Below are 24,167 nucleotides of genomic sequence, written 5' to 3' on the forward strand. Positions count from 1 at the left end.
TTGCAGGCCGACCTCGGAAAGCAGTTTGTAGGCGAATTCGTCGGGCTGCTCGAAGTTGGGATGCAGCGTCTGGTACGCCAGCGTCGAGCCGAGCACGTTCGCCGTCTGCTGGAAGCTGTGGCCCGTGGCCTCGAAGACGTCTGTGATTGCCGACAGGAACGAGGCACCGGGTGCCGCATCGAACATCAGGACGAACAGCTCGATCAGCTTGGTGCGTTCCGTGGTGGTAATTGCCATTCAGATCTCCGGTTGTCGGAAAAGGATTTTGTTGATCGGGCACGGCTGCGCCCAATTCAGGCGAGAGTATAAGCAAAGCCTCTACCCATCCATTGTGATTCGGGTCACAGGGCAAGACGCCCCGCGGGGCCGTTGTTTTCTTACAAAGACTCGAATCTGACGCCGACCCAGGCGGCGGCCTGCCGGCTCGCGAAGGCTGCCAGATTGCTCGATTGCCGAGTGCCTTCGATGCTCGTGATCAGGGATAACCCGCGCTTCAGCGGCCAGCTCGTCTCGATCTGGCCCGTGTGGCGAAGGGTGCGCCGGGGCAGGCTGCCCAGGAGCACGCTGTAGGGAGCGGAGTCGTCCTGTTCGGTCGACGACCAGCGCAGCGCGAACTGTCCCCCCATCCAGGGGATGCGGCCTTCCCACTGCGCGCGCACTTCCGCCCGGCGGTAGGTGCCGCCGGGGCGCGCGTCGTCCACGGGCAGTTCTTCCCCGTAGCGCGCCTGCACGGTGAAGACGGGCGGCGCCACCGGCTGGTCGCTCGCGGGGCGGCACAGCAGCCCGAGCGCCGCGCCGCGGTAGAAGCCATCGATGCTGCGGCTCGACGGGTAGAGCCGGCGTTCGAGCTCGACGCCGGCGGTCGGGCGGCAGTGTGCCACGATGCCGCCCAGCCCGGTGGCGATGCCTTCCCACTGATATTGAATACTCGCGCGCGTGGCCCAGAGCAGCGTGACGCCCGCGAAGCGGAAGTAGCTCGCGCCCACCCGCCCCACCCATTGGCGGGGCGCGAGGGGCGCCTGCAGCCAGTTGGCAGCGAGTTCGAGCTGCTGGTAGTCCACGCTCGGGTCGCCCGTGTTGCGGGTCCGGCCATCGGCCTGCAGCACCCACACCGACTCGCGATCGACGCGCAGCCCCTGCCACTGCGCCGAGGCGATGACAGCGCCGCCTCCGCGTGGACGCGAAGCCGGATCCAGCGGCAGGGTGACGTTGCCTTGCGGCAGCGTGAGCGTGAGCTCGGTGGCGCTCGGCGCGTTGTTGAGGTTGCTGTCCACTCCGCCCATCGCGGAAACCTGCCAGCTCGACTGCCACCGCCCCTGGGCCGCGCGTGCCTCGCGTGTCGACGCCGCCTCGCCTGCGGGGGCGGCCGGCGCGCGCAGGGCCGCGATTTCACGTTCGATCTGCCGCAGCGCGCTCGTGGGCAGCTCCGCGCGGCCGCGCAGGTCTTCCAGCAGCGCCACGGCCGAGGCCGTATCGCCTTCCATCGCATGGGCCTGTGCAAGGTCGAGCTGCGCGCCGATCAGGTCCGGCTCGGTGAGGAGCGCCCGCTCGAGCGGCTCGATCGCCTCGACCGGTCGGCCGAGCGCCATCAGCACCGCGCCGCGGTAGGCGTGGTAGTTCGCGTCCTTCAGGCAGCGCGCGTCCTGCGACAGTTCCTCGAGATGCGTGGAGATGTCGCGCAGCGCACCGAGCGCATTGGGCAGCGGGTAGTGCGGCGGCTCAGGACAGGCGGGCGGCGCTGCGGGCTGGGCAGGATCGCGTGTAGACAGCGACGGCGACGGCGACGAGGGCGGCGACGGCGGCGGCGCTTGCTGCGCGTGGACCGACCCGGCGAAAAGTGCCGCGAGCCACAGGCCCCGGCCGAGTCGATTCGCGATGCGCCGGCTGGGAAGGACTGTGGCGGACACTCGTTATGAAATTCGCGGGCGGCGCGCACCCGTGGCCGCGAAGTTGCGGCCGGGACCCCGCCGCCGTCAGCCCTGGTTGCTTGTCTGCTGCCGGAGGTAGCGCAGCGTCTGCTGCTCGGCGTCGCTGCCGGGCTGCAACAAGCTGCGCAGTGTAAATACCTTGATGCCGTGCCGCAACCCGGCGAGCAGGAACTGCCCGAGCGGCTTCAGCGCAAGTTCACCGTGCTCGAACGGCACGCCCACGCGTTCGGCCGTTTCGGCGCCGACGAGCACCGGATATGCGAGATCGGCAGTCATCGATTGAAGCCTGAGCGCGATCGTGAGCGTTTGCCCCAGCACGGAATGCACGCGCCGCCCCATCGGCCCGAAGCTGCCGAGTAGCGCGGTGCCGCTTTCGACTCCGACGCCGAGGCCCAGCGGCTCGAGGTCCTGCTGGTGGAGGTTGGGCAACTCCTCCGTGCAGCGCAGCCAGATGTCGCGCGCGGCCGCCAGGCCCGCGAGGGGATGCCCTTCGCACGGCTTCGAGCCGTTGAAGACGGCGATGAGCGTATCGCCCACCATCTCTTCCACGGCGCCGCCGTGCGCTTCCACGATTTCGCTCGCGCTCGTGTAGAACCGATGGAGCACGCGAGCGGCATCTTCCGGGCTGCGCGCTTCGCAGAACGCGGAGAAGTTGCGCACGTCGGCCACCACGATCGTCACGTCGCGCCGCTGTGCCTGGATTTCCCCGCTCGGCTCGGCAAGCGCGATCTTCTCCGCGACCGGTCCGGGCAGATAGCTCGACAGGTGCCTGAAGAGGCGGCCCTGCTCCACCAGCCCTCGGCCGTGTTCGGCAAGACCGAGGCACAGTCCCGCGAGCGCGATCGCGAGCGCGGGGTGCGCCCAGCCGATCCACCAGCCGAGCCCCAGCAGCGCAGCGCCGTGCATCGCGAACCCGACTGCCGCGATCGCGAACCCCGCAAGCGGCACCCACAGCACGCGCAACGACGCGCGGCGCGCGAAGGCCTGCGAGCGCAGCCCCGTGAGCGCCAGCAGCAAGGCGATCGCCATCGCGACCCATGCGATCTGCAAGACGGGCGCGGCGCGCGGCGTGAAGGGAATCGCATCGTCCAGCATGCCCGTGAGCAGTTGGGCGTGCACTTCGACGCCACTCACCGCGCCGCCGAGCGCCGTCGGCACCGTGTCACCCAGCCCGAAGGCCGAGGCGCCCACCAGCACCCATGCACCGCGCAGCAGCTCGCGGCGGCCCGTCTTGGCCTCCAGCACGTCGGCCGCGGGGATCGACACCATCGCGTCGCGGGCCTTGCGATAGGGCACGCGCATGTCGCCCGCGGCGTCGAGCGGCACGCGGACTTCGGGCATGCCCGCGAGCGTGAGCGTCCACGCCGGATCGAACGGGCCCCGGCCGGGCTGTGCTCGCAGCGGCACGCGCGCGCTGGTCTCATCCAGCGCGAGAAGGCCCGCGAGCGCCATCGCCGGGTAGTTGCGCCCGTCGTAGCAGACCACCGCCGGCATCCGCCGCACGGCGCCATCGGGGTCGAGGCGCGGTGTCACGTGCCCCGCAAGCGCCGACAGGCCCGGGGCGTTGCCGACGTAGCCCGTCGCTTCGGCCGAGGGCTGCATGCAACCGGTGCCGGGCGCCGCGGGCAATGCGCCCGCGATGCGTCCCACCGTCTGCGTATGGTCGCGATCCAGCGCGAACACCTGCGCGAGTACCACCGGGGAATCGGCCCGCGACGCGGCGATCGCTTCGGCAAGCCTCTGCGTGCCGGCACGCTCGTCGGGAAACACGATGTCGTGCATCTGCAGTGACGCGCCGCTGCCGCGCAACGCTTCGACGAGTTTCGCCTGCGTCTCGCGAGGCCACGGCCAGGGCCCGATGCGCTGCACGCTCGCATCGTCGATGTCCACGACCACCACCCGGCGTTCGCTCCGGTGGTCCGCGCCGAGCTGCCAGACGAGATCGGTGCTCCGCTCGTCGAGCTGGGCCAGCATCACCGGGGCGAGCAGCGAGATCGCGGCCCAGGTGCCGAGCGCCACGGCGAGCGCCAAGAGGCGCAGGCGCCAGGGCTCGAGCCACCAGCGCCGCGCGTTCATGGGCGCGACCACAGGGTGATGCCGGCGAGGGTGCCGCTGCCCAGCAATTTTTCGAAGAAGTAGCCGGCGCCCTTGCCGTCCACCGTCGTGGCGCCCGCGATCGTCGTGCCCGCCTGCGAACGGTCCACGAAGATGCCGTCGGTGCGCACGTACCCGCCGCCCGCGATGTTCACGATGCCCGTGAAGATGTTGGAGACCTGCAGCTGCGTCGCGAAGCTGCTCGCGGGGAAATTGATGGAAAGCGTGCCGCCTTGCACGGTCGCGGGCGTGCGTTCGCCGTTGGCGATGTACTGGGCGAACGAGCTGTCGAGGCGGAAGCTGTACGTACCGAGGCCCGCCTGCAGCTGCGCCTCGCCCACGGTCGCCGTGCGATAGAGCGCGAAGTCGGAATTGCCCACCGTCACTTTGCGGCCCGCCGCCGCGTCCGGTCGCGCCTGCGATACCGTGTCGCCCGTCATCAGGTCGCCCCAGCGGCCCCATTGCAGCGCCGCGGCCACCGCAGGCGGCGGGGGAGGTGGCGGAGGCGGCGGAGGTGGGGGAGGCGGAGGCGGCGGAGGCGCCGACCCGATCGCTGCCTGCACGGCATCCTGCACGAGCGCCGCGGAGGCGAGCTCGCTCGGGTCCGAAGCGCCCAGCACGGGCCCCGGGCCCGCGTTGCCGCCTGGCGCGGGCGGCCTGGGCATGAGCCCCGGACCCGCGAAGTTCGCGGCATCGCCATGCGTCGCGAAGGCGGTGGCCTGCAGCGGCTTCAGCTCCGGGTGCCCGAGCTGCGGCTGGAATTCGACGAGCAGCCGCCCCATGTCGGCCGAGAGCAGTCGCGCCTGCGCCGAGGCGCACGGCCCGAGCGCCTGCGCGTTGCAGCCGTCTCCGAGCGGCGCCATGATGATCGCGCCCTGGTTCACGGCGGCACTGCTGCCGTGATCGCCCGCGCGCACCACGAAGTCCGTGCCGCGAACGCCGATCGCCACGAGGGGCGTGTTGAGACGGAAACGGTCCTTCGCGCCTTCTGCCGCGGCTCCGGAGATCGCGCGCGCCACGCCGTATTCGAGCTTGAAGCGCACCACCGAACTCGCCACCCGCTTCGGGTCGTAGCGGTAGTCCTCCACCGTGAGCCGGCTGCCGGGACGCACGCTCACGAGCGCGCCGTCGACGAAGCGGATGTGAACGTGGCCGCCCTCCGCGGTATCGAGCCGGTCGCCCGGCAGGATGCGGCTGCCGCGCGTCACCCGCTCGGCGACACCCTGCGCGCTCGTTCGCATGACCGGCCCCACCGCCATCGTGATCTCGCCGACGGGCTGCTCGCCGGGGCGCGCCGCTTCGGCGTGCGCCGCCGTCGCCAGTCCCGCGAGGAACGTGGCGACGAGCGGAAGCACGGTGACAGCGCGGCCGGCAGCGTGGATCATCTTTGTCATGGCGAATGCGCCCGCACAATGCGGGGCCGTGACAATTTAACAGTTAAGGCTGCACACCGCGTGTGAGCGTGATCACATCCGCACATGACTTCGCCGACAGCCGCTGCGCGGCCGACCCTGTGCTTATCATCATGCGTTTGCCGTCCGCGTGCCATGCCCGTTCCCGCCTCGCTCCTCGCGCAGTTGCCGCTTCTCGCCAGCTTGCCGCAGGTGACGACGGCACATCTGGCGCATCACGCCAGTGCGCGCGCGTTCTCCAAGCGCGAGGTCGTGCTGCACAAGGGCGGCGAAGGCTCGGCGCTTTGCTTTCTCGTGGAGGGCCGCCTGCAGGCGGTGGATTTCACGGTGGACGGCCGCGAGGTCGGCCTGTACTTCGTCGATCCGGGGGACTACTTCGGCGACGTCTCCGTGATCGACGGCCAGCCGCAGCCGGTGTTCGTCACGGCCGTGCTGCGTTCGCAGGTGGTGTTCGTGCCGCGCGAGCTGATCCGCCCGATTCTCTTCGGCAACGCCCGCGTGGCCGAGACGCTGTGCGGCAATCTCGCGACGCGCTTGCGGCAAAACACGAGCCAGCGCCGGATTCTGGGCATGTCCAACCCGATCCAGCGCGTCTGCGCGCAGCTGGAGCTGCTGCTGGCGACATCGAAGGACGGCACGCTCTGGGTGCGCAACGCGCCAACCCACCAGGAGCTCGCGATCATGATCAACGCGAGCCGCGAAACCGTGACCCGCGTCTTCCAGCTGCTGCAAGGCCGCGGCGTCGTGGAGCGCAACGGCACCGACTTGCGCGTGGACGACGCGGATTTCCTGCGGGACATGGCAGCGGGGCGGGCGCAGCCGGAACGCTGATGAAAGTCGGGTCGCAAGAAGTCTAGGTCGCAACAAGTCTAGGTCGCAACCAGGCGGCACGACCCGCCGCTCAGGACCCGGGCCAGAGCCTGCGATCGAGCCGCGCCCAGATCGCGCGCGCCCCCACGCGGCGCTTCGCCTGGATCGCGCGGCGCTTGGCCCACGCCTTGCCAAGCCCGCGCAGCGCATCGCGCTTGGCCCGCCAGCCCACCGCGCCCTGCCCGCGCGCGAGAAGCACCACCAAAGCACCGGCATTGAGGACGACATGCAGCGGCAGCAAGAGTCCGAACAAGGGCGGGGGCATGTTCTTCACGAACACCCAGACGAGGTTGCGCTGCCCCTGGTAGACGCTGAAGTCGCTGCGAACACCTGTGGTCGCGGAGCCGACATGCCGGCAGCGCGCCGCGGGCACATGCATGCACTCCCATCCGTTCAGGCGCAGGCGAAACGCGAGGTCGACGTCTTCCATGTAGCAGAAGAAGTCCTCGTCGAGTCCGCACGCTTCGACCCACGCTTCTCTGCGATAGAGCGCGGCCGCGGCACACGCCGCGAACACCGGCGCTTCGGGCCGCGCCTCGCCGAGCGCGAGCGGTCTGCCGTGGTCGCGCCGCCGCGCGCGCCCCGTGAAGTGATAGAGGTCGCCCGTGCCGTCGCACAGCTCGGGATGCGCGGCATCGATGAGCGTCGAGTCGAAGGCGGCCGCACGCGGATTCGCCCTGGCCGCATCGAGCAGCGCCTCGAGCCACGCGACTTCCGGGAACGCATCGGGGTTCAGGAGGGCGATGAACGGCGTGCGCGCGGCCTGCCGGGCGCCGAGGTTCGAAGCGGCCGCGAAGCCCAGGTTGCGTCCGGCCTCCACGAGGCGAAAGCGCGCGTCGTTCATGCGGCTCACGAGCGCCGCCGAGCCGTCCACGCTGCCGTTGTCGACGACGAGCGCGACGAAGTCGGTGAACGTCTGCGCCTGCAGCGCGCGCAGGCACTGGTCGAGCCACCGCCCGCCGTTGTAGTTGACGATGACGACGGCGACTTCGGCCATGTCACTCTGGACGCGCAGCGGGTTGCAGCCTGCGGTAGAGCGATTCGTAGAAGAACGCCTCTTCTTCCACGCGCAGCGGCAGCGGCAGGCGTGCTCGCCATTCGGCAAGCCGCGCGGGTGCTTCGATCACGCGCGCGATCGCGCTTGCCCACGCGTCCGCGTCCTCGGACGGGACGGCCTCTCCGCAACCGTGCGCCGTCACGTACTCGGCCGGTGCGCCGAGGTCGGATACGAGCGCGGGCACGCCGGCCGCGGCGCTTTCGTGCAGCACGAGGGAGAAGCTCTCGGGCACGCGCGAAGGCAGGCACAGCAGGTCGCAGCGACGCAGCCTCTCGAACACTTCCTGCGCGGCGAGCCGCCCCGTGAACGCCACGCGCGGATCGGTCTCGGCGACCGCTCGCACTTCGGCGTGATAGCCGCTGTCGCCCCAGTGGCCACCGATCACGGTGAGCTTCAGCGGCGCAGCGGGCAGGCGCGCGAGCGCATTCAGCAGCACGTCGAGGCCCTTCGCCCGGATCACGGAGCCGATGTAGACGAGTCGCAAGTGCCCGTTGCCGGGCTCGTCGGATGCGAGCTCACCGCTCGCGGCGCGTTCCTCGAGAGGGTCCGCGCTGCTGCCGAGCTTCAGGAGGTCCACGCCGTGGGGCAGCACGCGAAACGCGAGCCCCGGGAACGCCGCGCGATAGCGCTTCGCGACGAACTCCGAAGGCGCGCAGCGCTCGGCCGCGGCGGCCAGGAGCGACTCGGCCTGGCGGTAGCGCGACGCATAGCCGGCGGGCGTCCACGGCGCCATCGGGCAGTCGCGGGCGCAGCGAGCACCCTCCTCCGGTCCCGCGCACAACTCGCCGGCGAGATTCACGAGGTTGATGCGCGCGCACGGCAGGAAGAAGTCCGTGAGCGTCGCGACATACGGGACGCCCGCGCGCTGCAGGGCGAGCACGGCGCTTCCCATGCGCATCGTATGCATCACGTGCGCGAGGTCGAAGCGCTCCTCGTTCATCCACGCCGCGAGCGCTTTCGCCACGTCGACGCTCGCGTCGAGCCCGGTCTCCGCCGCATCGGGCAGCGCCTCGCGCGGGATGAAGACGACGGGCAGGCCCTGGTACACCGTCCGCACGCAGCCGGGCCACGGCGCGTCCGAGGCGCGGCCCGCGATGGTTGCGGGCTGCATGGCGCACGCGAGCACCTGCACGTGATGGCCGCCGCGCTGCGCCATGCGCGCGAGGTTCAGCGCCACGTGCTCCGTGCCGCCCGCGAATTCCGGAAAGAACTGGTGGATCACGAAGAGGATGCGCATCAGACCCCCGCCACCAGTTCGCTGCGCAGGGCCTCAGCGGCCGGCTCATCGTGGTCCAGGCAGTAGAACGCGAGCGCCGCGCCCGCTGCCGCCGCGAAAGTCTTGCGGATCACGTCGGCCGCTTCCTTGCGCAGTTGGGCGTCCTGCTCGCCGTAGACCGCGCGCGCGAATTCGTTGAAGTGCTCGAGCCGGCCGAGGAACATGTCGTGGAAGCGGCGCGCTTCCTGCCTCGCCGTCGTGTCCGGGAGCGTGCACGGCACCGGGCTCGCCGCCGCGCGATTGACGAAATCGTCGAGTCGCCGGTCGCCAAGCGCCGCGGGCTGCGGCGTCACCCCGGCTTCGAGCGCGGCGCGAGCGGCGGCGATCCATTGCGCGAGCTGCTCGCAGAGCAGTCCGCCCGCGTCTGCTTGCGCATCGGTCGCGAGCCATCGGCTCACGTACGCCGCGACGCCGCGCACGCCCGCGAGCAGGCCGGGCAGCGAGTCGCAATGCGGATACGTGAAATCGTCGAAGAGTCCCACGAGAAAGATCACGTCCACGAACGTGCGCTTCAGGTAGTAGTAGGCGGGCCGGTTGTGCGAATGCACGGCCTTGATCGATGACAGCATCGCCACGCGCATGCCGTCGCGGATCAGGCGGATGCCGAGGTCCAGGTCTTCCGCATAGTTGCCGCGGTAGCGGTAGCGCTCGAAAAGCGGCCGCGCGATCAGGCAGGCCACGTCGCTCAGCTGGCCCTGCGTGCGCAAGGCCATGTGATCGCCGCCGCGGAATTCGCCGATGCGGTCCGCATCGAGGCAGCCGAGGAAGCGATAGTGCGTCGCGATCATCGCGTCGTACATCATCTCGCTGTCGCTGCGCGCGTATTCGGCGCACGAGACGGCCGCGACCTTTTCGGCCTCATGCTCCCGCAGGAACGCGAGGAGCCCCTGCAGCCATCTCTCGCCGATCGGGTAGGCGTCCTGCACGGTGAAGAGCAGGTAGTCGCCGCTCGCGTTGCGCGCGCCGAGGTTGCGCGCGTGGCTGTGCGAGAACTCCGACGGCGCGATCTCGATCACTTTCGCGCCCGCCGCGCGGGCGAGCCGCACGGTGTCGTCCGTCGAGCCCGAGTCGACGACCACGATTTCCACCCCCGCGAGGCCGGCTTGCCCGCGAAGCTTGCGCAGGAGCCAGCTGAATTCCACCCCGGCGTTGAGCGTCGGGATCACGACCGACACCGTGGCCTGGATGTCGGGCTTCGCGGGTTCGAGATCGGGATGCAGGCGAAGCGCGCGCGTGATCGGCGGCTTCGCGTGAAACTGCAAGGGATCGCTGCCGGGGGCGGCGCCGCCGAGCCGCTTCAGATACATGCCGCGATTGCGCAGGTAGTACGGCAGGCGCCGCGCGAAGCCCGCGAAGCCGTGCTTGCCGATGTCCTGCACGACGGCGCTCGCTACGTTGCGCGCGAGCCGAAAGGGCTCGAGCACCCTGCGCGCACCGGCATGGAAGATGCGGGAGGCCACGCGCATCGGCTTCGTGACGCGCCACGAGAGCGAATCGAGCATCTCCCGGCGCACCTGCGAGAGCTTGTCGATCTCGGCTTGCTGCGCCCGCGAATGAGCCTGCGCTTCGCCCAGCGCGGCGGCGAGCTCGCGGATGCGGACGTTGCGCGATTCGAGCACGCGCCCGGATTCGGCGATGCCCGCTTCGCGCGCGGCGAGCCTTTGCTCGAGGTCGCGCTGCCGTGTGGCTGACGCCGAGTCGCGTTCGACGAGTGCCGCCACGCATGAGGGACTCCAGCGGGCCAGCTGCCGCGCGCCGAGGCGTTCGAGCATCGATTCGCGCAGCGCGTTGCCGCTCTCACCGTGGCGAGAGCCCGCGCGCGGATCGAGCGCATAGATCGCGGAGACGCCTGGCGCGCGCTGGAAGGGCCCGCGCGTGGCGAGCTGCAACCAGAAGTCCCAGTCCTCGAACAGCTCGAGTTCCGGTGCGAAGCGGCATGGCGGGCTCGCGTTCGCCGCGCCGGCGCGAAACAGCACCGCGTGGATGGGCAGATAGTTCTGCAGTTGCAAAGCCACGGGATCGAACTCGCGTTCGTAGCGTGCGATGGTCCGGTGTGGCAAAGCGCCATCCGCGCTCACGCATTCCACGTCGCCGTAAGCCGCGACGAGTTCGGGATGCGTGTCGAGCGTGCGCGCGAGTTTCGCGAGATGGTCCGGCAGCAGCCGGTCGTCGTCGTCCAGGAAAAGCAGGTACTTTCCGCACGCGGCGCCGAGCAGCGCGTTGGCTGCGTCGCTGCGCGAGAGCGGCGTGCCCGGCTCGAGCCAGCGCATCGGCATCGAAGGAAGCGGCGGCGAAAGCGCCGGCAGCGCGTGGCCCGTGACGTTGGCGATCACGGTTTCGAAGTCCCGCAGTTCCTGCGCCTCGAGGGATCGCAGCGTCTCGGCCAGGCTCGCGCGCCCCGTGGTCCGGATCAGGACCGAGACCAGGGGCCGCTCGAAGGCAGGCGGGGAAGGATTCGTCATCGCGGGAAACGGTGCGTCTGGCGGCGCCGCGCTGCGCCGAACGCCACCGAGCCCGCGGCGCGAAGTCTACTAGAACCGGCGCGCGCTCAGGCTTTGCGCCTGGATTGCGTTCGATCCGCGCAGTCCGAACACCGCCTCGAGGGTGGGGGCGTCGGTGCGCCAAAACGAACTAGAAGTGAATGCCCCGCATCATCTGCTGCATGGCGATCGCCTCCGGCGAGAGCGTCGGCTTCGCGCCCTTCTCGCCCTTGGCTGCGGACGAATCGGGGAACATCCGGAAGCTCGTGTTCATCACGACCTGCGCGATGCGCGGCACGAGCGCGTGCAGCACCTGCCCGAACACGCCCAGCCGTGTTGCGATGCGCACGGGCTTGCCGATGCACGCATCGGCGATCATGCCCGCCGCTTCCTCGGGGGAGAGCGTCGGCACGTTGTTGTAGATCTTGGTGGGCGCGATCATCGGCGTGCGCACGAGCGGCATGTTGATGGTCGTGAAGGTGATGCCCTGGTCCTGGAACTCGCTCGCGGCGCAGCGCGTCCACGCGTCGAGCGCCGCTTTCGATGCGACGTAGGCCGAAAAGCGCGGCGCATTCGTGAGCACGCCGATCGAGCTGATGTTCACGACGTGTCCCTTGTGCTTCGCGACCATCGAAGGCAAGAGCCCCATCGTCACGCGCAGGCAGCCGAAGTAGTTGAGCTGCATCGTGCGTTCGTAGTCGTGGAAGCGGTCGTAGCTCGACTCGATCGCGCGGCGGATCGAACGGCCCGCGTTGTTGACGAGAAAGTCGACGCCGCCGTGCTTGTCGACGAGCACCTGCACGAAGCGGTCGACGTCCGCCATGTCCGACAGGTCCACCGGATACGCGACGAACTCGTAGCCCTTCGCCTTCGCCTCCTTGCACGCTTCATCCAGCTTCTCCTGGTCGCGTCCGCAGATGATCGTGGTGGCACCCGCCTCGGCGAATCTGTGCGCGGCGGCCAGGCCGATGCCCGAGGAGCCGCCCGTCACCAGCACGACCTTGCCGCCCACCGTGCCTTTGAGCGAACGGTCGATGTGCAGGTCCGGATCGAGGTGGCGTTCCCAATAGTCCCACAGGCGCCACGCGTAGTCCTTCAGGTTCGGCACCTCGATGCCGGAGCCCTTCAGCATGGCTTGCGCATCGCGGCTGTCGAAGCGCGTCGGATAGTTCACGAACTGCAGGATGTCGTCGGGCAGCCCCAGGTCCTTCATCACCGCGTGGCGGATGCGGCGAATCGGCGCCACGGCCATCAGGCCTTTCTTCACGCTCTTCGGCACGAAGCCGAGCAGCGCCGCGTTGATGAAGAGGTTCATGCGCGGCGCATGCGCGGCGCGGCTGAAGATGTCGAGCACGTCGCCCACGCGGTAACCCTCGGGGTCGACCAGGTGGAACGCACGGCCGCCGATGCCGTCCTTGTGGCTGATCCAGTCGAGCGCGTTCACCACGTAGTCCACCGGCACGATGTTGACGCGCCCGCCTTCGAGTCCCACCGAGGGCATCCAGGGCGGCAGGATCTGCCGCATGCGCTGGATGATCTTGAAGAAGTAGTAGGGCCCGTCGATCTTGTCCATCTCGCCCGTGTGGCTGTCGCCCACCACCATCGCGGGGCGGTACACCGTCCACGGCACCTTGCATTCCGTGCGCACGATCTTCTCGCTCGCGTGCTTGGTCATGAAGTACGGGTGCTCGTAGTTCTCCGCCTCCTCGAACATGTCCTCGCGGAACACGCCTTCGTACAGGCCCGCGGCGGCGATGGAGGAGACGTGATGGAAGTGCCGCGCATCGATCGCCTTCGCGAAATCCACCGTGTGGCGCGTGCCGTCGATGTTCACGGCGATCTGGCTGTCCTCGTCGGCGCCGAGGTCGTAGACCGCCGCGAGGTGGTAGAAGTGGTCGATCTGGCCCTTCAGCTTCTTCACGTCCTCGGCCGAGACGCCGAGCTTCTTCGCCGTGAGGTCGCCGTAGACCGGGATCGCCCTGGCCGCGCTCGCGCCCCAGTACTCGCGCAGCGCCGCGACCTTGTCCTCGCTTTCGCGGCGCAGCAGGAAGTGGACGACCGCGCCCTTGCGCTCGAGCAGCTTGCGAACGAGTCGCCTGCCGATGAAACCGGTCGCGCCGGTGACGAAGTAGTGCATGAAACAAGTCTCCGAGGGCAAACGTTTTTGGGCCTTCTTCTCGCGGCGCATTGTGCGCTCGTCGCCGGGCCGCGAGGATGATCTCGCACAAATCCGCCGCGGTGAAGGGCCGCGCGCTCCAGCCGATTAGGACGCCGCACCTAAACGCCGCCGGTGCGATTTTGTAGAGTGGCTGCGTACCTTCGTCACCAGGAGTTCATGAATGGTCACCAAATTGCGCAAGCCCGCAAAGGCCGGGAACCGGGAATCGGCGCCCGCCGGCGACAGGAAATCCGGCGCACAGCTCGCCGGCACGATCAAGGAGTCGGCGCAGCAGATCTGGCTCGCGGGCCTGGGCGCCTTCGCCAAGGCGCAGGAGGAAGGCGGCAAGGTCTTCGAGGCGCTCGTGAAGGAAGGCATATCGATCCAGCGCAAGACTCAGGCCGTGGCCGAAGAACGGCTGTCCGAGGCGACCAACCGCATGGCCACGATGGCGACCGACATTTCCTCCAAGGCATCGGGCCAGTGGGACAAGCTGGAGAGCATCTTCGAGGAGCGCGTTTCGCGCGCGCTCGGCAAGCTGGGCGTGCCGTCGGCCAAGGACATCGAAGCGCTCGTGAAGCGGATCGACGAACTCAATCGCAGCGTCGCCAAGCTGAGCGCGAAGCAGCCGGGGCACGCGGCGAGCGCGAGCGAAGACAAACCCGCGCCGCGCAAGCGCGCCGCGGCGCGCAAGACGCCGGCCGCCTGATCGGCCTGGCGTTCTCCGGCCTCGTCATCCCCGCCTGCGCGGGGATGACGGCCAAGCGCGGATGACGTTCCGCACGCGCGAACCCACTTGCCCCGCTGCTGCAACGCAGCATGGGCATGCCTTTCACCCACCTACACTGCGCGCTCATGAGAACGAAGGAAACTCGCGGCCCCCGCATCGCATTGGCGCTCGCCGGTGGCGGGCCGCTCGGCGCGATCTACGAAATCGGCGCGCTGTGCGCCCTGCAAGAGGCGCTGGACGGCCTCGACTTCACGCGGCTCGATCACTACGTGGGCGTCTCCGCGGGCTCGTTCATCGCCGCCGCGCTCGCCAACGGCATGCCGCCGCGCGAGCTGTGCGCCTCGTTCATCGAGGAAGGCGCGCCCGCGTCCGAAGTGTTCGACCCCGCGTGGCTCATGGTGCCCGCCTGGGGCGAATTCGCGCGCCGCGCGATCATGCTGCCGGGCCTCGCGCTCGGCGCGTTCTGGCGCGCCGCGTGGATGCGCCGATCGCTCACGCACGCGCTCGAGCCGCTCGGGCGCGCCCTGCCCACGGGCCTGTTTTCCAGCGACGAGGCTCAAAGGCGCCTCGCGGGGACGTTCTCGCGCGAGGGCCGCACCAACGACTTTCGCAAGCTGCGCACCCGGCTCACGCTGGTGGCTACCAACCTCGACACCGGGCAGGCCGCCCCGTTCGGCGCGCCGGGCTTCGACCACGTGCCGATCTCGAAGGCGGTGCAGGCAAGCTCGGCGCTGCCGGGACTCTTTCCCCCGGTGGAGATCGACGACAACTACTACGTGGACGGCGCGCTCAAGAAGACCATGCACGCTTCCATCGCGCTGGAAGAAGGCGCCGACCTGATGCTGTGCATCAACCCGCTCGTGCCGTTCAACGCGCTCGAGCCGCACGAGGAAGCTCTCGCATCCGGCGTGCGGCCGGAGGATCGCCGCATTCCGCGCATCGTCGAAGGGGGGCTCCCCGCCGTCCTCAGCCAGACCTTCCGCACGATGATCCATTCGCGCGCGGAAATCGGCATGCGCCAGTATCACGGCCGCTATCCGGGCACCGACATCATCCTGATCGAGCCGGACCAGCGCGACCCGCAGCTTTACCTGCACAACACGTTCAGCTATCGGTTGAGGCGCGAGTTCGCCGAGCACGCCTACCAGCAGACGCGCGGCATGCTGCGCGCGAAGCACACGCAGATGGCCGCGAAGTTCGAGCGCCACGGTATCGCCCTGCGTTCGGACGTGCTGGACGACACGGCGCGGCGCCTGGTGCCGCAGCGCGGACGCCGAGCGTCGATCGGACGCGCGATCGACGACCTGCGCCGCTCGCTCGACACGCTCGATCGCACGCTTTCGATGCAGGGCACCGCCGGGCGCTGACGATGGCCAAGAAGGCCCCGCGCCGCACCGCCGAACGCATCCTCGAGGTGTCGCTGGAGCTTTTCAACCGCTTCGGCGAGCCGAACGTCTCCACGACGCTCATCTCCGCCGAACTGAACATCAGCCCGGGCAACCTCTACTACCACTACCCCGCGAAGGACGAGCTGATCAACGCGCTCTTCGACCGCTACGAGCGCGCGCTCTCCGAGCTGCTGAACGCGGCCGACGGCGTGCGCGACGTGGAGGATGCGTGGTTTTTCATGCACACGCTCTTCGAGCTGATCTGGCAGTACCGCTTCCTCTATCGCGATCTCAACGACCTGCTGTCGAAGAACCGCCGCCTGGAAACGCATTTCCAGTGGGTGCTGAAGAACAAGACGCGCGCCGTCCGCGCGATGCTGGACGCCATGAGCCGCAGCGGCTGCGTGAGGATCGATTCGCGCGAAGTGGAGGCCACGGCCACCAGCATGGTGGTCGTGATCACCTACTGGCTGAGCTACGAGTACGTGCGGGACCCGCGCCATGCGCTGGAGCCCGAGAGCGCGCAGCTCGCGCTCCTGCGCGGCGCGCACCACGTGCTCAATCTGCTGGTACCCTATCTGGAAGAAAACCAGCGCGAGCACCTGATGCGGCTGGCGGGCGCGTATTCGGGCCCGGACTCGGGGGCGCGAGCCGGCGCTCAGGGCGGATAGAACGAAACTGGAGACGACCGCATGGCCAAGTGGACGGCCTTCCCGCACCTCGGCGAGTACGCCTATACGGCCGCGACGCTGAAGAAGCACTGGGCGCGGCTGCACGCGGGCGATGCCGAACCGCTGCCGCGGGACAAGGCGGTGCTCGACGCCTGGGCGCTCTTTCACAACGGCGAGTTCCAGAAGGCGGTGCAAGCCGGACTCGACGCCGGCGGGGACGGCATCACGTGCGCGAACAAGGCGGCCTGCATCTACGCGAACTACCTCGAGAAGAAGGAGAAGACGCGGCTCGATCTGTTCCTCGAGGCCGCGCAGCGGGCCGAGCAACAAGCCGCGGCCGACCCGAAGAATGCCAACGCGTGGTATTGGCAAGCCTATGCGCTCGGCCGCTACAGCCAGGGCATCAGCGTGGCGAAGGCGCTCGCGCAGGGCCTGGGCACCCGCGTGAAGGACGCGCTGGAAAAGACGATCAAGCTGCAGCCGAAGCACGCCGATGCGCACATCGCGCTCGCGGCGTTCCATGCCGAGGTGATCGACAAAGTGGGCTCGCTGATCGGCGGCATGACCTACGGCGCGAAGAAGGAAACGGGGCTGAACCTCTATGCGCAGGCGCTCGAACTCAACCCCGGAGCGCCGATCGCGATGATCGAGTACGCGAACGGGCTCGTGATGCTCGAGGGCGACAAGCGCATGAAGGAGGCGACGCGCCTGTACGAACGGGCGGCGGCGACCGAGCCGATGGATGCGACCGAGCGGCTCGACGTGGAGCTCGCGAAGGCGGAATTGCAGGACTGACAGTCCGTCGGGCAGCCGGCCTACACGGCTGGGCTTCGGTGCGCGGCCACAATCGCGCCGCATGGACATCTTCGAAGCCCTGATCGCGAGCCATGAGGTCCAGCGCGGCCTCGCCCGGCAACTTCTCGCCAGCGTCGGCGAGCCGAAGGAGCGCGAGCGCATCTTCGGTGAACTGCGCACGGAAATGGCGGCGCACGAGACCGCCGAGGAACGCGCGTTCTACGTGCCGCTCTTCGAGCACGACGAGACCGTCGACGCGGCGCGCCACGGCGTGTCGGAGCACCACGAGATGGACGAGATGACCGAATGCCTGGACAAGCGCGACGAGGGCTCGGCCGAATGGCTCGAGGAGATGGGCAAGCTCCTGCACAAGCTGCAGCACCATCTGGATGAGGAGGAGGAGAAATTCTTCCCCGAGGCGAAGAAGGTGCTGGGCAAGGACCAGCAGGAAGCGCTGGGCGCGCTGTATCGCGAAGAGCACGACCGCCTGCAGGCGGCGCAAGAGTCCGGCGACGGGAAGGTGATGGGCTGACACCCTCGCTACGAGCCTCTTCGCAAGGCGCTTGGCGCAGGCAGCGGAATCAAAGCTGGCCTTCCCCCCACGGCAGCATCAAAGTGACAAGCGACAGCTTCGCGAACTCCGGCTCGAAGCCGTCGATGATCGCCTGCGGATCGGGGCAGAGCGAAATGTCGGCGATGAGGCCGAACTGCACGCCGTCCCCGTAGCTCAGCACCGACACGCCCATGCCGACATCGCCGGACTGCGGCACCCAGAACATGCTTTGCTCCAGGTTCGAGCCGAGGAATTTCAGCTTCTGCCTCGGCCCAGGCACGTTCGTCATCACGGCCGTGGTCTTGCGGCCGAACATGTCGAGGATCGCATCCTGCACCGGCTTGATCATGAGCCCCGCGAAAGCGAGCACGACGAATGCGAGGAAGGGCTGCGTGCTGTCCTTCAAGGCCCGCATGCGCCTGCGCACTTCGTACACGCGCTCCACCGGATTTTCGATGCCGATCGGCAGCACCAGCGGCGCGAGGCCGAACCGGTTGCCGAGCTTGTGCGCTTCTTCCAGCGGCCTCAGGTTGACCGGCACCATCGCGCGAATCTCGGCGCCGCGCGTGTCGTCGCCGCAGGCCCGGAGGTAGCCGCCGATGGCGCCGGCGACGCACGAGAGCAGCACGTCGTTGACCGAGCAGTTGAGTGCGCGGCCGATCGCCTTCACTTCATCGAGCGGCAGCGGCGGACACCACGCGACCCGCTTCACCCCGCCGGGCTTGCCCTTCAGGCGCGTCTTCGTGTCGTCATCCATCAGGATGAGCGAGGCCGCGTCCGCGAGCACCTGGTAGCCGACGCGCGCGATTTCGAGCGTCTCCGAGACGCCCTTGCCGGGTCCGCGCAGCAGCGCGAACGACTTCGCCGCGCCGTCCCCCGCGGAGTCGAGCGCCTTCGTGAGGATTCCCGCCAGCGGCTTCACCAGCGCCTGCGCAATCCACTCCTCGGTGCCTTCAGGCTTGCGCCGCCCGCCGCGTTCCGGCGGAGGCGGGCCGCCGTCGACGATGGACATGGTGACCGACATCAGCGCGATGCCGTCGGCGATGCAGTGGTGGATGCGAAAGACGAGCGCGCTGCCGCCGTCGTAGTCCTCGATCAGATGGATTTCCCAGAGGGGCTTGTTGCGATCGAGCGGCAGCACCGCGAGTTCGCCCACGCGCTGCTGCAAGACCGTGTGGAGTTCGTCCTTCCGGTGCCGCGGCAGCTTCTCGCGCAGCACGTGCTCGCGCACGTTCACCGGGTGCTCGACCCAGCTCGCGCCGGCCGCATCTTCGACCACACGCTGATGAAAGCGCGAATACTTGACGAGCGTGTCTTCGATGCGGCGGCACAGCTCGTCGTAGCCGATGCCGGGCTTCAGCGTCCAGACGCCCACGATCATCATGAGGTTCGTGGGCGAGTCCATCCGCAGCCACGCCGTGTCGACCTTGGACATGCGTTCGCCCGCGAGGCCCAGCACGCCTTTCGCGGCACGGGTGACCGTCTTGCGCGCGCCGCGCGCGGCGCGCCGCGCCATCCGTGCGGCGTCGTTCGCCGCCTGCTGCGCGAGAATGCGTGTGGCCATGGGGCGAGTCTCCTGGGTGGGTTCGTTGGTGAGCCGCCCCTATTCGCGAGCGAGGACGCGGCTTAAGATCAACGCGACGATACCCGCTCGCCGATGCGAACGGTAGACGTCCATCCCGAGGAAACATCATCCATGGCCGACCTCCAAGCCGATTTCGACGCCGCTGTCGCCAACTCGAAGAAGTTGAGCGAGCGCCCCGACAACGCCACGCTCCTGAAGATCTACGCCCTGTACAAGCAGGCGACCGCGGGCGACAACACCGAGAAGAAGCCCGGCTTCGGCGACATGGTGGGCCGCGCGAAGTGGGACGCGTGGAACGGCATGATGGGCACGTCCACCGAGGACGCGATGCAGCAGTACGTGGACCTCATCAAGTCCCTGAGCTGACGATCCCGCGCGCCTTCAGCGCCGCGATCTGCTCTGCGGTCAAGCCGATCTCGCGCAGCACCGCATCCGTATCCTGGCCGAGCGCCGGCGCGTTGCGCCGCTGCGCGCCGGGTGTGCGCGAGAGCTTCGGCACGATGCCGGGCACTTCGAGCGTGCTGCCGTCGTCCATCCGCACCGACTCGATCATGCCGCGTGCGCGGTAGTGAGGGTCGGCTGCGATGTCGGCCACCGTGTAGATCCGGCCCGCCGGCACCGAAGCCCCGTCGAGCACGGCGAGCACTTCTTCGACCGAACGGCCCGCCGTCCATTCGCCGATCGCCCGGTCGAGCTCCTCGACCCGCGCGACGCGGCCGGTGTTGTCCGCGAGCTCGGGGTCCGCCGCGAGGTCGGGCCGTCCGATCGCCGCCATCAGGCGCTTGAAGATGCTGTCGCCATTGCCCGCCACGAGCACGTAGTGGCCGCCGGAGCACTTGTACGCGTTCGTCGGCGCGATGCCGGGCAAGGCACTCCCGCCCGGTCCGCGCACCGCGCCGAAGGCGCTGTACTCCGGCAGCAGGCTTTCCATGCAGTTGAAGACGGCCTCGTAGAGGCCGACGTCGATCACCTGTCCCCGGCCGGAGCGTTTCCGCTCGTGCAGCGCGATGAGGATGCCGATCACGCCGTGCAGCGAGGCGAGCGTGTCGCCGATGCTCACGCCCACGCGCACCGGCACGCGTCCGGGCTCCGCCGTGAGATGACGCAGGCCGCCCATCGCCTCCGCGACGAGGCCGAAGCCCGGGCGGTCGCGATACGGCCCGGTCTGACCATACCCGCTGATGCGCAGCACGACGAGGCGTGGGTTGGCCTGCATCAGCGTTTCGGGTGCGAGACCCCAGCCTTCGAGCGCGCCGGGGCGGAAGTTCTCGACCAGCACGTCGGCCGCGCCCGCGAGCGCGCGCACGATGTCCTGGCCTTCGCTTGCGCGCAGGTCGAGCGCGAGCGAGCGCTTGTTGCGCGACTGGACCTGCCACCACACCGACGTGCCGTCTTTCAGCATGCGCCACTTGCGCAAGGGGTCGCCGCTTCCCGGCGGCTCGATCTTGATCACTTCGGCGCCGAAGTCGGCAAGCGTCTTGGCGGCGAACGGCCCCGCGATGAGCTGCCCGAGCTCGAGCACCTTGATTCCAGCGAGCGGAGCAGCGTCGTTGGTCACCTACTTCGCCTTCTTCCTGGCTGTCGCCGGCTTCTTCGCGGCGGCGGCCTTCTTCTCGGCCGCCGCGTGATGTTTCGCGAGGCCCTTTTCGAAAGCGTCGTGCGGGTCCTTGTGCGCAAGGAGCTTGTCCAGGTTCTTCACGATCTCGCCTTCGATCTTCTCCTTGAACGCACCGAGCAGAAAGCCGAGCCGCGCATCGAGCACGAAGCTGTCCTTCGTGACGGTCAGCTCGCCGTTCACACCGGCCCGCGTGAAGGTCACCACGTCGGTCGTGCGGCCTTCCTCGTAGGTGCATTCCATGCCGAGCTTGTCCTCGGCCGTCTCGGCCCATTTGAAAGCCAGCTTGCGCGCCTGCGCGAGGCCCATCGCATGCCGGCGCTCGATGTGAATGTCAGCCACGCGGGCCTCCCGTGGAGCCGGGCGGCCGGACATGAATGCGATCGGGCGGGTTCAAGTCATCTCCTCCAGACGTCTGCGCCGCTCGGCGCGTGGCAACGCCGCGAGCGCCTTCACCGCATCATAAAACCGCTTCCAGTCGCCGCCCTCGCGCCGGAAGAGCGCCTCGAAGCCGGGCACGAGTTCGTCGTAGGCGGCCTGCGCGCCGAACGCCGCGTTGTTCGCCTGCTCCACCCACCGGTCGTAGCCACGCCAGCGCGCCGGATCGCCGCCCCAGCTGTCCCTCAGCTTCACGTACGCTTCGCGGAATTCCTGCATCGCGGCTTTCTTGCGCGAGGCGAGTTCGGCAGGCGAAAGCGCCGTCTGGTCGTAGATCGCCTTCAGCTTCTCGCGCGTGGCGAGCTGCAGCGCCTTGAACTGGCGGCGTCGGCCGTCGTAGTCCGCGTACTCCTTTCGCGCCTGCTCGCTCGCCTGCGTGTTCAGCCACATCCGGCCGCCGATGCGCTCCACCGACACCGCGAACGATTCGTTGAAGGTCGTGTCGTCGCGCACGTAGAGCACCTGATGCGCGAGCTCGTGAAAGATGAGGCGCGCAAGCTCGCCTTCCGGGTAGTTGATGAAGGTGTTGAGAAGCGGGTCTCCGCCGATCCAGTTGCTCCAGCCGAGCGTGGAATAGGCCGGCACCGGATACACGCTCACTTCGTAGCCTTGCGCGCGCAGCTCCTGAGCGTCGTGGTTCGCGCGGTTCTCGTCGTAAAAGCCGTGATAGCCCACGCACCCCGTGACAGGGAAGCACCAGGTCTTGAGCGTGAGCGAAAACGCGGGCGCCGCCACCACGTTCCAGATCGCGGCGTTGCGATGCAAATCGGCGTAGCGGTGATAGCTCGCGTTGTCCGGCAGCTTGAGCTCGCTCACGGCGTAGGCCCGGATGCGCTGCGTAAGGATGAGCCGCTTGCGGATGCGCTCGGGTGTCGCGGGGTCGCTCAGCCATTCGGGCACCGGCCGCGCCGCGCTCAGGATTTTCATGTGGCCCTCGGCCGACTGCAGGTAGTAGCCGAGGTTGGAGCAGCCTGCCAGGGCCAGCACCGTGACAGCCGCGACGGCGGCAACAGCCGCGATTCCCCACCGCATGATTGTGCTCACATCACTTCAACTTCGACCAGGCAATCGTAGAAGACCGGCCCGCGGCCGAGGTCGGTCAGGCGCTGGCTCGTGAGCTGATTCACGTTGGTTGCGGCCAGGCCGAACTTGCGCCACCACACGCCCAGGCCGTTCACGACACCGGGCCGCGCGCAGGAGGACACCTGGGCCTTGCACACATACTCGCCGCGGTCGTTGAAGACGCGCACCACGCTGCCGCTCGCGATCCCGCGGGCGAACGCGTCGGTGGCATGCATCTCCAGCACCGGCTCGCCTTCGCTCGCCCGCAGACTGGCGACATTCACGAAGCTCGAATTCAGGAAATTGCGCGCGGGCGGAGAGATCATCGCAAGCGGATAGTGCGCCGACGACCCCGGCACCTCGTAGTTCGGCACGTGGTCCGGCAAGCCGTCCAGCCCCTGGCGCGCGAGCCGTTCGCTGAAGAATTCGCACTTGCCCGACGGCGTCGGAAAGCCGCCTTCGGCAAACGGCGCGTCCGGGATGTTCAGCGTGCAGAAGCCGCGCTCGAGCAGTTCGTCGAAGTCGACGCGCTCGCCATACGCCGCGCGCACGAGCGCAAGGTCGTCGTCGCTAAAGCACGGCTCGGTGAAGCCCATGCGCGCCGCCAGCTCGCGAAATACCTGCGTATTGGGCCGCGACTCGCCGACCGGCGCGATCGCCGGGCGATTGAGCAGCACGTCGGTGTGGCCGTATGCCGAGTGGATGTCCCAGTGTTCGAGCTGCGTCGTGGCGGGCAGGATGTAGTCGGCGTAGTCGGCCGTGTCGGTGCGGAAATGCTCCAGGACGACGGTGAAGAGGTCCTCGCGCGAGAACCCCGCCACCACTTTCGACGAATCGGGCGCGACCGCGAGCGGATTGCTGTTGTAGACCACGAGCGCCTCGATGCGCGGCCCGAACGAGGGCGATGCCGGGCGCAGCAGGTCGTCGCCGATCGTCACCATGTTGATCGTGCGCGGCGCACGGCCCGCGAGCAGGTCCGGGCGCTGCAGCGCGGCGCGGTCGACGGGGAACTGGCCCGAGCTCGTGAGCAGCACCCCGCCCGCGCGGTCGCGCCATGCACCCGTAAGCGCGGGTAGACAGCACACGGCGCGCGCCGCGTTGCCGCCGCCGCGCACGCGCTGCATGCCGTAGTTCAGGCGGATCGCCGCCGGGCGCGTCGTGCCATAGTCCCGCGCGAGCGAGCGAATCCGCCCCGCGTCGAGCCCGCACAGCTGCGCCGCGCGTTCGGGCGTCCATCCGAGCGCGCGTTCTCGCAGCGCGTCCCAGCCGAGCGTGTGCTGCGCGATGTAGTCGTGATCGAGCCAGTCGTTCGCGATGAGTTCGTGCATCAGCGAAAGCGCGAGCGCCGCATCGGTGCCGGGAAGCAGCTGCAGGTGGTCGTGGCACTTCCGCGCCGTCTCGGTGCGCCGCGGATCGATGCACACGAGCTTCGCGCCGCGGCGCTTGGCCTCCTGCGCGACGCGCCAGAAATGCACCGAGCTCGTGATCGGGTTGCTGCCCCAGATCACGATGAGCTTCGCCTCGGCGAAGAACTCCACCTTCATGCCGACCTTGCCGCCGAGCGTCTGCGCGACCCCTTCGCCGCCGGCGGCCGAGCAGATCGTGCGATCGAGCAGCGACGCGCCCAGCTTGTTGAAGAAGCGCGCGGCCATGCTCTCGGCCTGCACGAGGCCCATCGTGCCCGCGTAGCTGTACGGCACGATGGCCTGCGGATCGCGCTCGGCGATGGACTTCAGACGCGAGGCGATGTCGTCCAGCGCCGCGTCCCAGCCGATCGGCTCGAAGCGGCCGGAGCCCTTCGGCCCCGTGCGCTTCAGCGGCGTGAGCACACGCTCGGGGTGATAGGTGCGTTCCGTGTACCGCGAGACCTTCGCGCACAGCACGCCGTCGGTGTGGCGGTGCGCGGGATTGCCCTGCACCTTGAGGGCCACGCCGTCCTTCACCGTGGTGAGGAGCGAGCACGTGTCGGGACAGTCGTGCGGACAGGCCCCGAGCACCTGGGCGCTGTGCTGCAGCTCGAGGATGCCGGGGGCGTTCGTCGTCGTGCTTCGCATC

21 protein-coding genes are annotated in these 24,167 nt (G+C 68.9%); 8 read left to right on the plus strand and 13 right to left on the minus strand.

What is annotated here, in order from left to right; genetic code table 11:
• The 4 genes from VHA82_RS00605 to VHA82_RS00620 form a co-directional block, all read right to left on the minus strand.
• On the minus strand, window positions 1–237 hold a 237-nt coding region (locus VHA82_RS00605; RefSeq protein ID WP_325539191.1), incomplete at its 3' end, for a hypothetical protein.
• 140 nt (window positions 238–377) lie between these two features.
• A complete protein-coding gene (locus tag VHA82_RS00610; protein ID WP_325539193.1) occupies window positions 378–1,907 on the minus strand; it encodes a tetratricopeptide repeat protein in 1,530 nt (509 codons plus the stop codon).
• Between the two features lie 66 nt (window positions 1,908–1,973).
• The gene (locus tag VHA82_RS00615) at window positions 1,974–4,004 is read right to left on the minus strand and encodes an adenylate/guanylate cyclase domain-containing protein (protein WP_325539195.1); all 2,031 of its coding nucleotides are present in this window, start codon (window positions 4,002–4,004) and stop codon (window positions 1,974–1,976) included.
• A complete protein-coding gene (locus tag VHA82_RS00620) occupies window positions 4,001–5,407 on the minus strand; it encodes a FecR family protein (protein ID WP_325539197.1) in 1,407 nt (468 codons plus the stop codon). Before VHA82_RS00620 ends, VHA82_RS00615 begins: the two co-directional genes overlap by 4 nt.
• A 162-nt stretch (window positions 5,408–5,569) precedes the next feature.
• On the opposite strand from VHA82_RS00620, the gene VHA82_RS00625 reads away from it, so the two are divergent.
• The gene (locus VHA82_RS00625; RefSeq protein WP_325539199.1) at window positions 5,570–6,265 is read left to right on the plus strand and encodes a Crp/Fnr family transcriptional regulator; all 696 of its coding nucleotides are present in this window, start codon (window positions 5,570–5,572) and stop codon (window positions 6,263–6,265) included.
• Between the two features lie 70 nt (window positions 6,266–6,335).
• Here VHA82_RS00625 and VHA82_RS00630 read toward each other — a convergent pair whose 3' ends face one another.
• The 4 genes from VHA82_RS00630 to VHA82_RS00645 form a co-directional block, all read right to left on the minus strand.
• The gene (locus tag VHA82_RS00630) at window positions 6,336–7,301 is read right to left on the minus strand and encodes a glycosyltransferase family 2 protein (protein WP_325539201.1); all 966 of its coding nucleotides are present in this window, start codon (window positions 7,299–7,301) and stop codon (window positions 6,336–6,338) included.
• A gap of 1 nt (window position 7,302) precedes the next feature.
• Window positions 7,303–8,598, minus strand: coding sequence for a glycosyltransferase (locus VHA82_RS00635; RefSeq protein ID WP_325539203.1), 1,296 nt, complete (start codon window positions 8,596–8,598; stop codon window positions 7,303–7,305).
• Window positions 8,598–11,099, minus strand: a complete 2,502-nt coding sequence (locus VHA82_RS00640; RefSeq protein WP_325539205.1) for a glycosyltransferase — start codon at window positions 11,097–11,099, stop codon at window positions 8,598–8,600. The genes VHA82_RS00635 and VHA82_RS00640 overlap by 1 nt, the downstream gene beginning before the upstream one ends.
• Window positions 11,100–11,268: 169 nt before the next feature.
• A complete protein-coding gene (locus VHA82_RS00645; protein WP_325539207.1) occupies window positions 11,269–13,254 on the minus strand; it encodes an SDR family oxidoreductase in 1,986 nt (661 codons plus the stop codon).
• On the opposite strand from VHA82_RS00645, the gene VHA82_RS00650 reads away from it, so the two are divergent.
• The 6 genes from VHA82_RS00650 to VHA82_RS00675 all read left to right on the plus strand — a co-directional run bounded on the left by VHA82_RS00650 (window position 13,253) and on the right by VHA82_RS00675 (window position 17,391).
• Window positions 13,253–13,384 (plus strand): hypothetical protein, encoded by a 132-nt coding sequence (locus VHA82_RS00650; protein ID WP_325539209.1) that lies wholly within the window; start codon window positions 13,253–13,255, stop codon window positions 13,382–13,384. The two genes, VHA82_RS00645 and VHA82_RS00650, sit on opposite strands and share 2 nt — an antisense overlap.
• A 72-nt stretch (window positions 13,385–13,456) precedes the next feature.
• Window positions 13,457–13,984, plus strand: a complete 528-nt coding sequence (locus VHA82_RS00655; RefSeq protein ID WP_325539211.1) for a phasin family protein — start codon at window positions 13,457–13,459, stop codon at window positions 13,982–13,984.
• A 146-nt stretch (window positions 13,985–14,130) separates the two neighbouring features.
• Window positions 14,131–15,372 (plus strand): patatin-like phospholipase family protein, encoded by a 1,242-nt coding sequence (locus tag VHA82_RS00660; protein ID WP_325539213.1) that lies wholly within the window; start codon window positions 14,131–14,133, stop codon window positions 15,370–15,372.
• A gap of 2 nt (window positions 15,373–15,374) precedes the next feature.
• Window positions 15,375–16,064 (plus strand): TetR/AcrR family transcriptional regulator, encoded by a 690-nt coding sequence (locus VHA82_RS00665; RefSeq protein ID WP_325539215.1) that lies wholly within the window; start codon window positions 15,375–15,377, stop codon window positions 16,062–16,064.
• A gap of 21 nt (window positions 16,065–16,085) precedes the next feature.
• On the plus strand, window positions 16,086–16,859 hold the full coding sequence (locus VHA82_RS00670; protein ID WP_325539217.1) for a hypothetical protein: 774 nt from the start codon (window positions 16,086–16,088) through the stop codon (window positions 16,857–16,859).
• Window positions 16,860–16,920: 61 nt separating this feature from the next.
• A complete protein-coding gene (locus VHA82_RS00675) occupies window positions 16,921–17,391 on the plus strand; it encodes a hemerythrin domain-containing protein (RefSeq protein ID WP_325539219.1) in 471 nt (156 codons plus the stop codon).
• A 49-nt stretch (window positions 17,392–17,440) separates the two neighbouring features.
• Here the strand turns inward: VHA82_RS00675 and VHA82_RS00680 are convergent, their stop codons facing one another.
• Window positions 17,441–18,976, minus strand: coding sequence for a wax ester/triacylglycerol synthase family O-acyltransferase (locus VHA82_RS00680; RefSeq protein ID WP_414708606.1), 1,536 nt, complete (start codon window positions 18,974–18,976; stop codon window positions 17,441–17,443).
• Window positions 18,977–19,108: 132 nt separating this feature from the next.
• Between VHA82_RS00680 and VHA82_RS00685 the strand changes: the two genes are divergently transcribed.
• Window positions 19,109–19,363: an acyl-CoA-binding protein gene (locus VHA82_RS00685; protein WP_325539221.1), complete on the plus strand. Its 255-nt coding sequence runs from the start codon at window positions 19,109–19,111 to the stop codon at window positions 19,361–19,363.
• Here VHA82_RS00685 and VHA82_RS00690 read toward each other — a convergent pair.
• From VHA82_RS00690 to VHA82_RS00705, 4 genes are read right to left on the minus strand one after another with little or no spacing between them, the layout of a single operon-like run.
• Window positions 19,347–20,555, minus strand: coding sequence for a CaiB/BaiF CoA-transferase family protein (locus VHA82_RS00690; protein ID WP_325539223.1), 1,209 nt, complete (start codon window positions 20,553–20,555; stop codon window positions 19,347–19,349). The two genes, VHA82_RS00685 and VHA82_RS00690, sit on opposite strands and share 17 nt — an antisense overlap.
• Window positions 20,556–20,954 carry a polyhydroxyalkanoic acid system family protein gene (locus VHA82_RS00695; RefSeq protein ID WP_325539225.1) on the minus strand — a complete coding sequence of 133 codons (399 nt, stop codon included), beginning with the start codon at window positions 20,952–20,954 and terminating at the stop codon, window positions 20,556–20,558.
• A gap of 51 nt (window positions 20,955–21,005) precedes the next feature.
• Window positions 21,006–22,082: an aminopeptidase gene (locus VHA82_RS00700; RefSeq protein ID WP_325539227.1), complete on the minus strand. Its 1,077-nt coding sequence runs from the start codon at window positions 22,080–22,082 to the stop codon at window positions 21,006–21,008.
• Between the two features lie 8 nt (window positions 22,083–22,090).
• Window positions 22,091–24,166, minus strand: coding sequence for a molybdopterin oxidoreductase family protein (locus VHA82_RS00705; protein ID WP_325539229.1), 2,076 nt, complete (start codon window positions 24,164–24,166; stop codon window positions 22,091–22,093).
• Window position 24,167 lies beyond the last annotated feature (1 nt).

The sequence above is a fragment of the Ramlibacter sp. genome, assembly GCF_035548915.1.
Lineage (GTDB): Bacteria > Pseudomonadota > Gammaproteobacteria > Burkholderiales > Burkholderiaceae_C > Ramlibacter.